The 15235-nt window shown below is 67.7% G+C and carries 12 protein-coding genes; 3 read left to right on the forward strand and 9 right to left on the reverse strand.

The genetic code is table 11. The features are described from left to right. Positions 1 to 26: 26 nt before the first annotated feature. A complete protein-coding gene (locus ACOGI9_RS03940; protein ID WP_419858585.1) occupies positions 27 to 1037 on the reverse strand; it encodes a YpdA family putative bacillithiol disulfide reductase in 1011 nt (336 codons plus the stop codon). A 170-nt stretch (positions 1038 to 1207) separates the two neighbouring features. Here ACOGI9_RS03940 and ACOGI9_RS03945 point away from each other — a divergent pair, with 170 nt between their 5' ends. Beyond that, positions 1208 to 1990 (forward strand): class II aldolase/adducin family protein, encoded by a 783-nt coding sequence (locus ACOGI9_RS03945; RefSeq protein ID WP_419858586.1) that lies wholly within the window; start codon positions 1208 to 1210, stop codon positions 1988 to 1990. Positions 1991 to 1996: 6 nt separating this feature from the next. On the opposite strand, the gene lhgO is transcribed toward ACOGI9_RS03945, so the two are convergent. From lhgO to ACOGI9_RS03985, 8 genes are all read right to left on the reverse strand, one after another. Further along, the gene (lhgO, locus tag ACOGI9_RS03950; protein ID WP_419858587.1) at positions 1997 to 3196 is read right to left on the reverse strand and encodes an L-2-hydroxyglutarate oxidase; all 1200 of its coding nucleotides are present in this window, start codon (positions 3194 to 3196) and stop codon (positions 1997 to 1999) included. After that, a complete protein-coding gene (locus ACOGI9_RS03955) occupies positions 3193 to 4059 on the reverse strand; it encodes a hypothetical protein (protein ID WP_419858588.1) in 867 nt (288 codons plus the stop codon). Before ACOGI9_RS03955 ends, lhgO begins: the two co-directional genes overlap by 4 nt. Continuing rightward, the gene (locus ACOGI9_RS03960; protein WP_419858589.1) at positions 4056 to 5135 is read right to left on the reverse strand and encodes a cytochrome D1 domain-containing protein; all 1080 of its coding nucleotides are present in this window, start codon (positions 5133 to 5135) and stop codon (positions 4056 to 4058) included. The genes ACOGI9_RS03955 and ACOGI9_RS03960 overlap by 4 nt, the downstream gene beginning before the upstream one ends. A gap of 82 nt (positions 5136 to 5217) precedes the next feature. Further along, positions 5218 to 6450, reverse strand: a complete 1233-nt coding sequence (locus ACOGI9_RS03965; RefSeq protein WP_419858590.1) for a winged helix-turn-helix domain-containing protein — start codon at positions 6448 to 6450, stop codon at positions 5218 to 5220. Positions 6451 to 7239: 789 nt separating this feature from the next. After that, positions 7240 to 8790, reverse strand: a complete 1551-nt coding sequence (locus tag ACOGI9_RS03970; RefSeq protein ID WP_419858591.1) for a TolB family protein — start codon at positions 8788 to 8790, stop codon at positions 7240 to 7242. A 35-nt stretch (positions 8791 to 8825) separates the two neighbouring features. Further along, a complete protein-coding gene (locus ACOGI9_RS03975) occupies positions 8826 to 9338 on the reverse strand; it encodes an SRPBCC domain-containing protein (protein ID WP_419858592.1) in 513 nt (170 codons plus the stop codon). Continuing rightward, the gene (locus ACOGI9_RS03980; RefSeq protein WP_419858593.1) at positions 9331 to 9681 is read right to left on the reverse strand and encodes an ArsR/SmtB family transcription factor; all 351 of its coding nucleotides are present in this window, start codon (positions 9679 to 9681) and stop codon (positions 9331 to 9333) included. The genes ACOGI9_RS03975 and ACOGI9_RS03980 overlap by 8 nt, the downstream gene beginning before the upstream one ends. 74 nt (positions 9682 to 9755) lie before the next feature. Next, a complete protein-coding gene (locus tag ACOGI9_RS03985; protein ID WP_419858594.1) occupies positions 9756 to 12473 on the reverse strand; it encodes an Ig-like domain-containing protein in 2718 nt (905 codons plus the stop codon). Positions 12474 to 12624: 151 nt separating this feature from the next. Between ACOGI9_RS03985 and ACOGI9_RS03990 the strand changes: the two genes are divergently transcribed. Beyond that, positions 12625 to 13731 carry a hypothetical protein gene (locus ACOGI9_RS03990; protein WP_419858595.1) on the forward strand — a complete coding sequence of 369 codons (1107 nt, stop codon included), beginning with the start codon at positions 12625 to 12627 and terminating at the stop codon, positions 13729 to 13731. 206 nt (positions 13732 to 13937) lie between these two features. Then, positions 13938 to 15074: a hypothetical protein gene (locus ACOGI9_RS03995; RefSeq protein ID WP_419858596.1), complete on the forward strand. Its 1137-nt coding sequence runs from the start codon at positions 13938 to 13940 to the stop codon at positions 15072 to 15074. Positions 15075 to 15235 lie beyond the last annotated feature (161 nt).

The following is a 15235-nucleotide window of genomic DNA, read 5'->3' on the forward strand; positions in this document are numbered from 1 at the left end:
GATCAAGGACGGGAGACAGGTCGAGCTCAGCGGCGGGCGCTCACCAGGTGGGCGGCGATGAGGGCGCCGTGCTCGCGGCCGTTCTCGATGAAGATCTTGTTGGCGTTGAAGCCGGCGGCGATCACGCCCGCGATGTAGACGCCCGGCACCGTCGTCTCCAGGGTCGCCGGGTCGTGCACGGGGATCCCCGTGTCGGGATCCGTGGGGACGCCCAGGCTGGTGAGCAGCGCGGCGTCCGGTCGCCAACCCGTCATCGCCAACACCCAGTCGTTCGCGACCTCGGTCTCCTTGCCTGCTTCCTCATCAACGACCGTGGCCGTGCCCGGCCCGAGACGAGCGACCCGGGAGTTCCAGTGCATCGGGATCTCCCCGGCTGCGATCCGGTTCTTGATGTCCGGGCGCACCCACGGCTTGACCCCCCGGTCCAGGGTGTCGGCGAAGTGAACCATCCGCACGCGGACGCCGTTTCGGTACATGTCCAGCGCCGCCTCGACGGCGGAGTTCCCACCCCCCACGACGATGACGTCCTGGTCGAAGAAGGGATACGGTTCCCTGTAGTAGTGGACGACGCGGTCGTGCGGGCCGTCTCCCTCGAACTCCAGCCGGTTCGGCTCTCCGAAGCCTCCCGTGGCGATGACCACCGCCCGCGCGGCGAGCCGCCGCTCGCGTCCGTCCCGTGTGCGGGTATGGACGGCGAAGGCGCCCCCCACCGGTTCGATGCCCGTCACCTCCTCGTACTGGCGCACCCCAATGCCGTGGTGGGCGACGACCTTCCGGTAGTAGGCGAGCGCGTCGCGGCGGGTGGGTTTCGGCTCGGGAATCGTGAACGGCACGCCGCCGATCTCCAACAACTCTGCCGTCGAGAAGAACGTCATGTAGGAGGGATAGTGCGTCAGCGACTCGGTGATGCACCCGCGGTCGAAAACCGCGTACCTCAGCCCGCGCACCTTCGCGGCGACCGCCACGGCGAGCCCGCACGGGCCCGCTCCGACGATGATCGCGTCAAGCGGTTCGGTCTCGGCGATGGAATCCGGCATGGTCCGCGCTGTCACCCGCACTTTCCGGGAGAGTTCGTGAGCGCGGGATGGTAATCGCTGGACCGGGACCGGGGAACGGGGAACGGGGAGGGCGTCGCCCGGCTTGATCCGGCAAGTGGAGCTTCAGAAGTTGGTCGAGGTTCCCAGGTCCGTTCTTCAGGAGGTAGGCGATGAGCACGGTCGAGACCGCATTCGCTCCCATTTCGTCCCCGGCGGGGGAAGGCATCGACGAAGCCGCGATCCGGCAGGCGCGCGTCGACTTTGCGGCGGTGCATCGGATCATCGTGCACGAGAACATGCACGAGGGCACCTGGAACCACTTCAGCTGCAAGGTGCCGGGGAGGCCCGGGCACCTGCTCATCACGCCCGGACAGACGCACTTCTCCCGCGTCACGGCCAGCAACCTGGTCGAGGTGGGCCCGGACGGCCGCCCCGTGGGCGGCGACGGGAGGCTCAACGTGAGCGCGTGGGCGATTCACGCACCCGTGCAGCGCGCGCGGCCCGACATCATGTGCGCGCTCCACATCCACGCCCCGTACAGCACGGCCCTCGCCTCCATCGACGGGTGGAGGCTGGATGAGCGCGGAAGCCAGAACGCCGCGGTGTTCTACCGGTACTGCGCGTACTTCGGGTACGAGGGGATCGTGACGGAGGCGGACGAGGGTGAGCGCATGGTCGAGGCCCTGGGCGACAAGCGGGTGCTCTTCCTCGCGAACCACGGGGTGCTGATGGTCGGCGACACGATCGAGAAGGCGATGCTGTGGCTCTACCAGCTCGAGCGCGCCTGCATGAACGAGATGCTCGCGCTCCAGACGGGCCGGACGATCCGCCCGATCCCGGTCGAGGCCGCGCAACACAACGCCGACATGTCCATCGAATCGGCCGGCGAGGCCGGCTATCTCGAGGGCATGAAGGAAATGCTCGACGCAGAGGGCCACGACTACGCGACCTGACCCTGGTCAGAGTTGTAGGAGGGCGCGGTCGGCGATGTGGGGTCCGATGGCGAGGCAGGCGGTGGCGGCGGGGGAGGGGGCGTTGAGCACGTTCACGACGCCCGGCCCTTCCCGAATCACGAAATCGTGGACCAGGGCGCCCTCCGTGTCCACGGCCTGCGCGCGGATGCCGGAGCGCCAACTCTCGAGGTCCCGCACTTCGAGGGCGGGCAGCATGGCACGCGCCTTCCGCACGACGGAGCGCCGGTCCAGCGAGCGCCACTGCTCCTCGACGGCGGTCCGCCAGTGGGCCTGCGCCAGACGCCGGAAACCCCGGTAGCTCAGCGCTTCCAGCGCGTCGGGGAAGCGCCCCGAGAGGCGGCCGTACGCCTCCCGCCCCCAGGCCCACACAGCGTTCGGCCCGAGTTCGACGCGCCCGGCCACGTTCCGGGTGAAGTGGACGCCGAGATGGGGAAGCCGCGGGTCCGGCACCGGGTAGACGTGGCCCCGCACGAGCCCGGCGGCGGCCTCCGAGAGGCCCCAGTATTCGCCCCGGAAGGGCAGAACCTTGAGATCGGGTTCGTGCCCGAGGAGCCGCATCACGCGGTCGACGTGCAGCCCGGCGCAGTTGACGACGGCTGTGGCCGCGATGTCGCCCGGGGGGCCGGCGAGCACGGTGCGGTGCCCGGAGCGGCGGGCTTCCCGCACCTCGAAGCCGGTGCGGATCCGGTGGCCGGCGCGGGAAAGATCCGCCGCGAAGGCCCGCGCCACGTCACCGAAGTCGACCGCCCCGGTGGCGGGTACGTGGAGCGCCTCCACGCCGCGCGCGTGCGGTTCGATTTCCGCGATTCCGCCGGGGCCGATCCGCTGCATGGCCACGCCGTTCGCCGTCCCGCGCCGCTCGAGTTCGGCGAGGGCCGTGAGCTGATCGCGCGAGGTGGCGACGACGATCTTGCCAGTGCGCGTGGTCGGAATCCCTCGCTCGGCGCAGTACCGAAACAGCCGGTCGGCCCCCTCGGTGCACAGCCGCGCCTTGAGCGACCCCGGCGCGTAGTACAGACCGGCGTGGATGACGCCGCTGTTGCGGCCCGTCTGGTGCGCCGCGACCTCCGGCTCCTTCTCGAGCACCGTGAGCGAGAGGTCCGCCCGCGCCCGCCGGATCGCGTCGGCCGTGGCGAGCCCGACGATGCCGCCCCCGATGACGGCGATGTCGACCGGTTTCGTCATCGACCGCCGGCGTCAGCCTCCGCTCCGACCACGCACTCCGGGGTTTCACCGCGCACCCAGGCGGCGAGCATCTGCCACTCGGGGTCGTCCGTCGAGTCCCAGCGGCGGGGGCCGCCGTGGAAGTAATCGCCGCCCGCCGCCGGATGGAGGGGATGCGTGAGGAGCCGGCTCATCATCGGCTCGCCGGGCTCCACGTAGCGGCGGGTGATCGCGAAGTTGCCGCGCGATTCCTCCTGGTTCCAGAAATCGCGGTCCTCGGGGATGTGCCGCGCGAAGCCGCGGGCGCCGGTCTCATGACAGTGGATGCACTCCACGTCGCCCGGGCGCTTGTCCAGGTACATCCGCTGGACGCAGTCGCGGAAGAAGTCGAAGTCGAGCCGCGGCGGGGCGGGGCGCTCCACCGGGTCCGCCGCCGCGACCCAGTCGGCCATGGCCTGCCATTCCGGGTCCGATTTCGACTCGAAGAACTTCCCGCCCACATGGAACGGGGCGCCGCCGGCCGGCACCGTGAGCGCCTTCCGCAGGAGGCGGCTGCCGTCCGGGTCCCCCGGCGTGACGAGGCGTGACACGACCTCGAAGTTCCGGCGTGAGTCCTCCTCCGACCAGTACACCTCGCCGTCGGCCGTCTCGCGAAGCCGCTGGAGCCGCAGCGGCGTGCCCTGCTCGGCATGGCAGGTGACGCAGGGCGCCCGCCCCGGCCCCCATCCGCCGCGGTCCGCGAGGAAGATCGGTTCGATGGCCTCGCGGTAGCGCTCGAAGTTCAGCGGCTCCTGGCCCACGACCTCGCCGGGGGCGGGAACCGATGCCACAAGCGCCGCCGCGAACACGAGCGCGGGCCGTCGCCGGATCCCGAGGCGGCTCACGGGAACACCACCGTCTTGTTGCGCTTCGGCGTCTGGCCGACCGGGATGCGGGCGATCTCCTTCATCTCCTTCGTGTCGACGACGGAGACATCGTTCGAGCCCGCGTTCGCCACGTAGAGGTAACGGCTGTCCGGGGTCATCGTGAGCCAGTCGGGGATGTGGCCGACCTCGACCCCGCCCAGGTACTCGAGATCCGGCAGCGACCACGCGTAGACATGCCCGTTGGGCTTGCTCGTGGACCAGAGTTGCCGTCCGTCCGGCGACACCGCGAGGCCGTGTCCAGGCGACCCCTGCAGCGCGTCGTTCGTCACGCGCGAGATCGGAAGGCTCGGCATGTCCAGCTTCTGCACGACCCGCCGCTGCTCGAAATCGACCACGTACACGCCGTGGTAGTTAGAGATCTGGATGAACAGCCGCCAGGTCGATCCGTCGGGATGCGTCTCGAACGCCATCGGGCGCACGCCGCCGTCCGCGTAGCCCCCCGTCGTGCGTCCGCTGAAGTGGAGCGACCAGATCGCCTCGTCGATCGCCGTATCGATGATCGTCAGCGTGCGCGCCCCGATCATCCCCGCCGCGACGTGCCGCCCGTCCGGCGACATGAACACGTTGTGCACGGTCCCCCGTGTGGGGATCGACTTCACGACCTCGCCCTTCTCGATGTCCACGATGTCGACGCAACTGCAGTCCTGGATGATCGCCACGTACACCTTCCGGCCGTCGTGGCTGATCGCGACGTTGTGCGGGCGCCCCGAGAGCGGTATCCGCTCCACGACTCTCATGACGTCCGTGGGGACGATCTCCAGCGTGCGGTCGATCTCGTTGCTGAAGTAGAGCGTCCCGCCGTCCGGCGCCGCGGCGACCCCGTGCACCTTCGGAAGCCCCTCGATCACCTGAACCACCTTGTTCGTCGCCGGATCGATGATGTGGACGTTGTCCCCCGCCGAGTTCGTCTGAACGATCCGCAGCTTCCCCTCCTGCGCCGCCACGGCGGTGGCGGAGGAAAGCGCGAGGGCGAGAAGGCCCGGGACGATGGCCGCGGGAGAGTGGGCGCGGCAGGGCCGGAAGAGGCGTTTCATCGTGAACCTCCGAAGTTCGCGAGAATCTTCCCAACGGTACGGTCCGGCAGTCGCGCCGGTCCATACCCCGAGGAGCCCCGGCTCAGCGGTTCGGCGGCATGACGATGTCGTCCGCGCCCAGGAAATCGGCGAGGTCGGCGACCGCGTCGTTCAGCCCGGCCTCGAAACGCGCGGTCGGGGCGAAGTCCGGCTCGAGGTGCAGCGCGCGGATTTCGAGCACGCCGCGGTCGCGGTGCAGTTTCGGGTCGAGCCGGCCCACGAGGCGGCCCTCGTGCAGGATGGGCAGGACATAGTAGCCGTACTTCCGCTTCGCGGCGGGAACGTAGATCTCGACGGTGTAGTGAAAGTCGAGGAGTTCGGCGGCGCGCTTCCGCTGCCAGAGCAGCGAGTCGAAGGGGCAGATGAGCGTCGTCCCCGCGGGCTCCGGGAGGTGGTCGATGCCGTCCAGGTGTTCCGGCAGGGCGTAGCACGGCCCCCGCAGGCCCTCGACCTCGACCTCGACGATCCGCTTCTTCCGCAGGTTGCGGGCGATCGTCCGCCGCCGCTCCGCCGCGTTGAGTTCCGGCCCGGTGAAGTAGTTGACGAGGTGCCGCTCCGGGGCGATGCCACAGCCCGAAAGCCCGAGGAGGAGCCAACTGTCGTGGTACTCGGCCAGCGTCGCGGCCGGCCCGTCCGGGTAGACCCGCTCCGCCAGGTCATAGACGCACCGGAAGTGGCGCCGGCCCGTCACCGCGACCCGCCCGTCGTGCCACAGCAGCTTCAGCGAGCGCTTGTCCTCCTTCAGGCGCCACCCGAGCGAGTCCGTCTTCTCCTCGCGTTCGGCCGGCTGGGGCTGGAAGTCGACGCTCTCCAGCGGTCCTTCCGCGCGCAGCCGCCGCAGCACCCGCCGCTTCGACGCCGTCGAGGTCGCGTACCGGTCCCACCACGCGCGTCCCGACCAGCTCGCGGGCGGGAAGCGTCGCATGCGCCGCCGTCCGAGAGGGAGGTGGGAGATGGGAAGGATCGAGGCTTCGTGCCCCCAGTACTCGTACGCGAGGCGGTTGCCGTACACCCACCGGTCCACGTCCGCGCGGTCGTACGAGCCGAACCGGCTCCAGAGAGTCAGGTAGTGGGCCCGGTCCACGACGTTCACGCTGTCGAGTTGGAGCGCGCCCGTCCGCTCGAGATGGCTGACGAAGGCCTGCCGGTTGATCGGCGCCGACCCCCGAGGTCGTGCGAGACCCTGCCGGTGCAACCACAGCCGGACCACCGCGGCCCGCGAGAACCGGACAGAGCCGGTGCTCGGCGTCATCCGCGCGTCCGCTTCCGAATCCATGCGAAGGTCGGCTCGCGGGCGTATGAGGCGAGCGGGAACAGCGGGTGCCCGCACCCGGGCATGATCACACCTCTCGGTTGGCAAGCCGTCGTTGGTCGCGCGCGCAGGATACTGCACAGCCAACGTAGCGACGATGTACCCCGAGTCCGAGCGCCAGTTTGCCGCCGCCCGCGGTCGGGATGTTCCCGGAGCGCGTCGTGGCCACCAAGGGCGGGCTGTCGTTCGGTGGGGAAGAAGAGGAACGGGCCCGAGAGAGCGTTGACCCGTTCACCCATCACCCTTACCTGTCATTCATTACAACCCCTCGGCCGGTTTCATGGCCGAGTGTTACAACCCCAGGGGGCCGCTTGCGGCTCCCTGTTTTGTTTGCTGCGTATGCGCGTTCGACTCTTCGTAGATTTCTGGAACTTGCAGATCGCTTGGAACCAGGTTCACGGGCGGGACGGCCGCCGACCCCGCATACCATCGGAGGCGACGCTCCCTGCTGTGCTCACAAGGCATGCGAGTGGGTCACCGTCAAGGGAAGGCCCATGTGACTCGGCAATTGCCGTCAGCGATTAGCCAAGATCTCCATGGCCGTGCGGCGGCGAACCGAGCAGAGAACACGAAAGCCCGCGCCGGAGCGCGGGCCTCGGAACGGGGGCAGTACGATGAAGATCCACCGTAGGGCGTCCCGACAGGACCGTAGCGGACGGTCTCCTACACAGCAAGCTGACGCTCTCCCGGAGTCCGGCCGCCGGGACGTTCCCGCGGGAACGTGTAAGCCTCAGCGTCTTGTTGCGAGAACGCTCACGGCAGCGGCGGAATCCACCGACCTTCCCGCTCGTCCTCCGGGGTCGACACCAAGTCGACAACGGTTCCGTCCTCGATGCGGACCGCACGGATGTCGTATTGCTTCCCGTCGTCGCTCGCCGAGAACATCAGCCACCGGTCATCGGGAGACCACCGCGGGCTGTACCTGAAGCCCGGTCCGCTGGTCACTCGGCGCTGGTTGTCGCCGCCCAGGTCGCTCACGACGATCTGCGCCCCGTCGTCCGATTCGGAGTGAAACGCAATCCGGTCGCCCGAGTGGGAGAATGTGGCCGAGTAGTTGCCCAGCGTGGACCGGGTGAGTTGCGACTCGAGGCCGGTAGCAAGGTCCATCACAAACACATCGGGTCGCTCCCCGACCATCCGGGCAAACAGGATCGACGCCCCGTCGGCTGACCAGTCGCTCGGGCCCAGGGCCGACGTCAACGGCGCCGCCGTGAGCTGATCGACCGTACGCTGCGCCACGTCGACTGCGTAGATGTGCCCCGGGAATGGGCCGAGGACGCCCGGCTCGAATCCTCGAGTGGACATGAACGCGAGGCGCCGGCCGTCCGGCGACCAGACCGGATTGACGTCGTACGCGGCATGTTGAACCACGCTCCGCGGAGGACCGCCGGCCACGTCCATGACGTAGAGGTCGTAGTCGCTCCCGCGCCGGACCTGGAAGGCAACGGACGAGCCGTCGGGCGAGACTTGCCCCGCATTGGCTCCACCCTCAGGCGTTCCCATGGCGGTCAGCCGGCGGGTCGTCCCGGCCGCCCGGTCGAGGACATACAGATCCGACGTCCCGTCACGCGACCCGGTAAACAGGATCCGCGCGCGGTCCATGGACCAAGCCAGAGGCGGATCGCCGCCGCCGGCCGCCGGCCGGTTCGGGCCGATCATGAGTTCGGTCACGTGCAGGCTCAGGTCACCGCCGACGGCGAGGCCGATCGCTCCGTCCGTGGTGAGTCCCGCGTCCGAAAGCTCCGCGGCGACGGCATCGTTGATGAAGAAGGACACGACGCCATCCTGGACATCGACGGCGAGCCGGTTCTCGACCGGGCCGTCCGTTGGCCTCAGCGGCACGATGTCGGCGTGTTCGGTCCAGGGAACCAGCTCGTGGACCTGCTCCCCGGCATGGTGGGCGACGCGAAACCGACCGTCGTTTCGGATCTGAAACGAAACGTACGTGGACGATTCGCCTTCGAACTCGCTGCCCCCGAGAAACAGGCCATACGGGGTTCCCATGTCGGGCGTGGGAAACAGAAATATCTTGCTGGTGACGCTGAAGTTGCCCGACGCGAAACTTCCGGGCTCCCTCAGCAGGGCACCCGGACCCGCGAAGATGTGCCAACCGGGCCGCATGACCACGAAGCGGCGCTCCACCGCTTCGTTCCGGTCCGGGTGCACGACCTGCCAGTGCGGAGGGCGCTCCATGTTCCCTCCCGATTGCGCCAAAGTGACCGTCGCCGTCGCGACCAGCGCGACTAGCACCATTCCCGCGATCACGAGACAGAATCGTTCGGAACTTCCTCGCTTCCAATTCATGAATGGGCTCCTTGGTGCCTTTCGGATGCCGGGGGTCAGTCGACCGGCCAGTGTTCCGTCCGGCATTTTTTCGGTGAGAACGGCTGCGTCGCCCGGAAAAAGACGAACATGGCTCTCGTCCCCAGGCTGGGCCGGCCGGTTTCGATGACTGCCTTGAGCGTATTGACGATCATCGAGCCGCCCTGAACCATCTGCTTGGCCGACTTCGTGCCGAGCGGCAGGTCCTCGATCGTCAACGTGAACTCCACTCCGCCCTCGACCGGCTCGAGGTCGTAGGTGACCTTGCTGGCCGGTTCGTTCAGGTGGGTGAAGCGAAACGTGTGGCTGAACCTCTGGTACGGCCGGACCTCGAGTATCTCTCCGACGACCCCCGTGTACGCGTTGTTGGGAGTCCGCATCGCGAGCTTCGATCCCGGGCGCAAAGCGGAGACGTCCATCCGCGAGTTGAAGAAGCACGCGATTGGCTCGTCCGTCTTCGTAATCTCCCGCCAAACCTCCTCAACGGACCCGCGGATGACGATGCGGAATACTTGGGTGGTTTCAGGCACTTTGGATTTCCTCCATTTCCGCGCGGCCTTCGATTCGGGTCTTGAGATCGGCCATGCGGCCCGCCCAGAAGCCCGCGTATTGAGTGGTCCACCGGTCGTAGACCAGCTGGATGGGGACAGGGTTGAAGAAGAGGTGTCGGACGCGGCCCTTCTTCCTGGAGGTGATCAGATCGGCTGCTTCGAGGATTCGGAGGTGCTTCATCACGGCGATGCGGCTGATGTCGAAGTGCGACGCCACCGCCGTGACGCTCATGCCGGGCACTGAACTCACCAGGTCGAGCATCCGGCGGCGGCTGGGATGGGCCATCGCGGCGAGCACGCGATCGAGCTGAGAGGTATCCATGCGCCGATAGGTAACCTATCGGTTACATGTTGTCAACGAGCGGACGTCGGTGGCGGGGCCGTTCTCTCAGCCGATCACGGTGTCGGAGCCCTGCGGCGCGCGCTTCCGGGCAGGCCGTAGCTGACCAGGATGTCCGTTGCAGACGTCGACCCGGCCGCCGTGCCGAAGGACGCGACGGCATCCCGCACGGCGTCCTCCCCGCGGAGGACCGCGGTGATTCGCCCCGTGGTGCGATCCGTTACGAGCGCCATCGGAGCGTCGCTCCCGCCATCCAGCACGGCGACGCCTTCCGGCCCTGAGAGGACGATGCGATCGAGCGACTGCGTCCAGCGGTCGTCGAACGGGATCGTGAACAGGAAGCTGCCTCCGCCGTGGTCAATCCGCTCGAGGCCGAAGCTCAACCGGAACAAGCTCCCGCCGTTCGACCCGAATCCCTCCAGCCGATAAGGCCCGCGCGAAGACGGAGGCCTCGGCGAGGCATCCAGCACGAAAGCGGGATCGAGCTTCAGATCGCCGCCTGGACTCACGCGGCCCCACAGCAGCAGTTGCGCGGCCCGGGCGTCCCCGGTGCCCGCGGCGGCGAGTCCGGCAGCCGCGTCGTTCTCGAAGCGGTGCTCCAGCGCCTTGTCGAAGTGATAGTCGCTGATCCACTGGGGCCCACAGTAGGTCATGAGGTCGGGAGTGGATGAGGCGACGAATTCGTCGCTACGGAAGTCATAACCCGGCACGCCTATGTTGCCGGCCTCGTACGGATAACGGCCATCCACGCCGCGAGGGTCCCCGCACGGCGCGTGTGCCAGGCTCATGTTGTGCCCGAGTTCGTGGGCCATGGTCGCGTCGTTCGACACACCGAGGCTGGTCCGAGCCCCAATCAGTCCAAGCCCACCTCGATCGGCGGCCACCACCGCGTACCAGTACTCGTTCAGCGCCCCGGCGCTCGTTTGGACGAGCCTGATTTCCTGGAGTATATCCGCCATGCCCTCGTATCCGGCCCCCGTCCATACGGGCCGTATCTCGGTCGATGTGTAGAATGCCGGGGCGACTTCGAGACCGAGATCGCCGACCGGGAGAATGTTCCTCACGAATTCCATGCTCGGATCGTCGGGCTCGAGCGCCGAGGCCCACTCCAGCGCGCTGCTGTCGGGCGCGGGCCCGAAGAGCACGGGCACGATGGTCAGATGCAGGCTCGGCATCGATCGCACGTCGAGCTGCAGATAACCCCGTTCCGGCAGGCGATCGAGCCTGCCCGCCGCCCTCGGCACGACGCTGTCGGGATCGACCTGAACCACCATCCGCACTCCCGGCCGCAGCACATCACCGGGCACCGTCACGTGGAACGACTGGTCGCGTCTCTCCGAGTCCACAAGCTCCGGAAGCCCGTCGCCGGAAGGGAACTCCATCTCGACTCGGTGCACTTCCGATCCATCCACCTCGAAGGCCGCCCATGCGCGAGGCCGGTAGGTGTTCGCGGAGTCGGCGGTGACGAAGACTCTGAGCAGCGCCGGGCGTCCCGCGATGAGGGGGACGTCGCCCTCGAAATTCTGTGCGGCCTGAGTCAGGTGAGCACCATGCACCGCCAGGACGGGGGAGCCGGGACAGTTGCCGGTTCCGCTGCCGCGGGCCGCACCTCGAGAATGTTCCGCGATCGAGCGCAGCCACGCCTGAAAGACCGGATCCGGAGGAGCGCAGAGATCGGTGGCCGACCAGTTGAAGCGCGCGAGCGACAGATCGATGAACTGAAGAGGGATCGGACCGCTCAGTGGATTGTCGTGCAGGTCCAGCGACTCGAGGCTCTCGAGACCTCCGAGTTCGGATGGAATCCGACCGGTGAGTTCATTCTCCTGGACGTGCAGCGACCGAAGGCCATGGAGGTTTCCGAGTTCGGACGGGATCGGACCGCGTAGTTCGTTCTCCTGGAGTTGCAGTGATTGGAGGCTGCCCAGGCCTCCGAGTTCGGATGGAATCGAACCCCCGAGTGCGTTCTGCTGAAGATCTAGGGTCTGGAGGCTGTCGAGGCCTCCGAGTTCGGACGGAATCGAACCATTCAGAGTGTTCCCGTGGAGATCCAGTGCCCGAAGGCTCCGCAGCGTGCCCAACTCGGGCGGTATCGGGCCGCTGAGGGCATTGCCCGAAAGGTTGAGTCGCTCGAGGCGCTGCAGGTCTTTCAGGGCGGATGGAATGAGACCCTTGAGACCATTCCCCGCCAGGTCCAGCCTTGTGACCCGGCCCACGAGGTCCATCTCCACGCCGTACCAGGCGCGGAGCGGGCGGTCGCTCAGCCAGTTCTCCGCGTTGATCCAGTCCGCGCCGCCGGTCTCCGCGTGGAGCGCGATGAGGGCTCGGGTCATCGTCATGTCGACGACGATATCCGCCGTCCCCTGAGGGCCGCCCTCGACGCCGGCCAATGCGGCCGTGATCTCGACCGATCCCTCTCCGGTCGCCGTGACGCGTCCTTGGTCGTCCACCGTTGCCACAGAGGGATCGCCCGCAGACCAGGAGATGGCCTGGCGATGAACGACCCGGTCGTTCTGGTCACGCACCGTCGCGTGGAGGCCGGTCTCGACGCCGATCGAGTACAGGGTCGCCGACGTGGGTACCACCGTGATCGTAGTCGGCACGGGAGCAGGCGGCGGTGGGGGCGGAGGCGGAGGGTCCGTGGCGCCGCCGTCGCCGCAGGCGGTCGAGAGCACGGCGACCGCCACGGACCACGCGAGACGGCGCCACCGGAAACCCCACGTTGCCGTCCGCAGCGACAGGTGCCGCGCAGCCCGACCATCGCTTTTCCCCCTCAAGTCATCCAGTTCCGTAGTCATACTTTACAATTCGGTGGTGTCACTCCACGAACAGTCGATCCCATACTTAAGACTGACGCTGGGGAAATCCAGAAACGGGTCAGAGATGTCGGGCGTAACCCTTCAACGGCTGAGTATCGGCGGTGCATGCGTGCCCACCCTGATGGCCGGCCTCCTGCTGCTCGCGAGTTCTGCGCCGGCCGCCGCGCAGTCCGCCTCGGCGGCGGTCGTGTGCGTGGGGAGCGACCGGCAGACCCTCGAGAGTTCAGGCCCTGTCCGGCGCGTCATCACGGAGGACGTGGCGGTGGTCTACCGGCTCGGCGTCCCGATCGATGATCGAGAGGGGATGGAGCAGTCCCTTGTCGCCGAGTTGGGGGACGTTGCGGAGGCGTCGTGCATCTGGTCGAACCCCCGAGACAGCTACGTCGTAATCATCCGGTACACGGGTGCGATCCGGCGCGACCTGACGCTGGACCCGGACGACCCCAGGTTCCAGGCGTTCTCGGTGGGCTACGGTACGAGCGCCCAGGCGGCCGAGGAGAACGCGACGAGGGTCGACGCCCGTTTCTCGACGTACGCCGACGGGAGCGGCTACGACGTGCTGGTCGCGGAGAGCTGGGCCGTCGGCGCCGGCGCGGTCCCCGGTGCCGCAAGCGAGCCAGATCAGCCGAGCAGTGCGCCACTCGGCCAACCGGCCTCCCGAGTTGGCGGTGGCCCGAGTACCGCCGCGCCCCCCACGGCCGGCCTTGAGACGTGCGCCGGCCAACCCGCGGGCTCCGAGTGCTGGATGGAGGTGACGAACCAACCCGGTTGTTACCTCTGGAACCGCCAGCTTCGGACTAGTGCGACTGCCACGTGGGCCGGCACGTGCTCCCGAGGCTTCGCCCAGGGCCGGGGGCGGGTGAGGTGGCTCTACGACGGTTACGTGGGGACCGAGGAAGGGCTGTTCATCGACGGACGACGAGACGGCATGTGGGTGAGCCAGACCTCGGAGGGATGGTCATCACAGGGATCCTATCGGCGTGGGCAGCGGCACAACACATGGATTTGGTGCCGACCGGGGAGGTTGCACAACGTCGAGGGTGTCGACATCCACGCGAACGGAACCATCACCCGTCGCTACGACTCCTACGACGAGATCGACGACCGACAGCTGGCTACCGAAGCCGCGAACGTTTGCACCCGTCTCCTCCCAAGCGGTCGACGGCCGAGGCTTGGCGCAACGTCAGACCATGATCCGGAAGGAGCATGGCGGTGAGCACGGACGCCGGGAGAGGGGCCGGGAGAGTTAACGGCGGGCCCAGAACTCCGATGGTGCTCGACGATTCGACCGTTTCCGTATCCCCACTCTACAATTTGGCGGTGTCACTCCACGAACAGTCGATCCCATACTTAAGACTGACCCTCGGTAAATCCAGAACCCGGACCCGGCCTTGCTGGACGACCGCCCCGAGGAGATGCACGATGCGCGACCTGCCCGCCCCGCGACCGTACCCGAGCCGCGCGCCCGGAACGGGGTTGCTGGCAGCCATTCTCCTGCTCGCCGCTTCTTTCCCGGCCGCCGCTCAATCTGGGGCGGCCGCGGTCGCGTGCGTGGGGAGCGACCGGCGCATCCTCGACAGTTCGAATCCCGTGCGGCGCATGATCAGCGAGGACGTGGCCGTGGTCTACCGGGTCGGCGTCGGTTCCGTAGACCGGGAGGAGATGGAGCGGTCCCTCATCGCCGAGTTGGGGGACGTTGAGGAGGTGTCGTGCATGTGGTCCGATTCCGGAGACAGCCATGTCGTGATCATCCAATACACGGGGGCGATCCGGATGGACCTGACGGTGGATCCGGACGACCCGAGGTTCCAGGCCTTCAGCGTGGGCTACGGCACGAGCGCCCAGGCGGCCGAGCAGATGGCGACGAGGGTGAACGCGCGTTTCTCGTCGCATTACGACGGAAGCGGCTACGACGTGCTGGTCACGGAGAGCTGGGCCGTCAGCGCGGACGCCATTGCGGGTGGCGCGGACGCCGACGCGAGGAGCGCAACCGGCAGCGGCGGGGCGGATCAACAGGCAACGCCCCGGAGCGCTCCGGAAGTGCCCGACGTGCCCGCCGTGGACCCGCCGACCGTGGTCGACCCGTCCGAGACATGCGCCGAACGTGTCGTCGACGAGGGCCCGTGCTGGCTGGAACCGGCCAACCGGCCAGGCTGCTACCTGCAGTCGCCTCATGAGATCTTTACGGATGTTGAGCGTGGGCGCGCCGCCACCTGGAGCCGACCCTGCGCGGGCGGCTACGCTCAGGGCACGGGTGCAATCGTGTGGGCTGGTGGCGACGTCAGGGATGAGATGGGAACCCATATCGACGGCATTCGTCAGGGACAATGGACCATTCGGGGGAATGGGTCCGTGAGCGAGGGGCCCTACATAGACGGGGAAAAGAACGGCCGCTGGCTCACCTGCCACTACTGGGGCGCAGGTCAAAGCGGATTCGGAGCATACATTATATCGTATGTCGATGGTCAGTTTAACGCTGACGATATCGAGTACACCGCCCACGAAGACCCGGATGTCAGCGCCCGTTGTGAGAGCCTCCTGCGAGGCCACGATGAGTAGCGACGCGGCAACCCCGAGAGCCTGTTCCGACCAGCCGCCGGCTGCGCAATGAAGGAGATCCGGCCGAACCTCGACGCGTACACCCAAGTTCGACCGACCATTGCTTTTGCCTCGGACGCCGTCGAATTCCGCTTCTCGCCCTACAATTCTGCGGTGTCGCT

The sequence above is a fragment of the Candidatus Palauibacter irciniicola genome (assembly GCF_965208695.1).
GTDB lineage: Bacteria > Gemmatimonadota > Gemmatimonadetes > Palauibacterales > Palauibacteraceae > Palauibacter > Palauibacter irciniicola.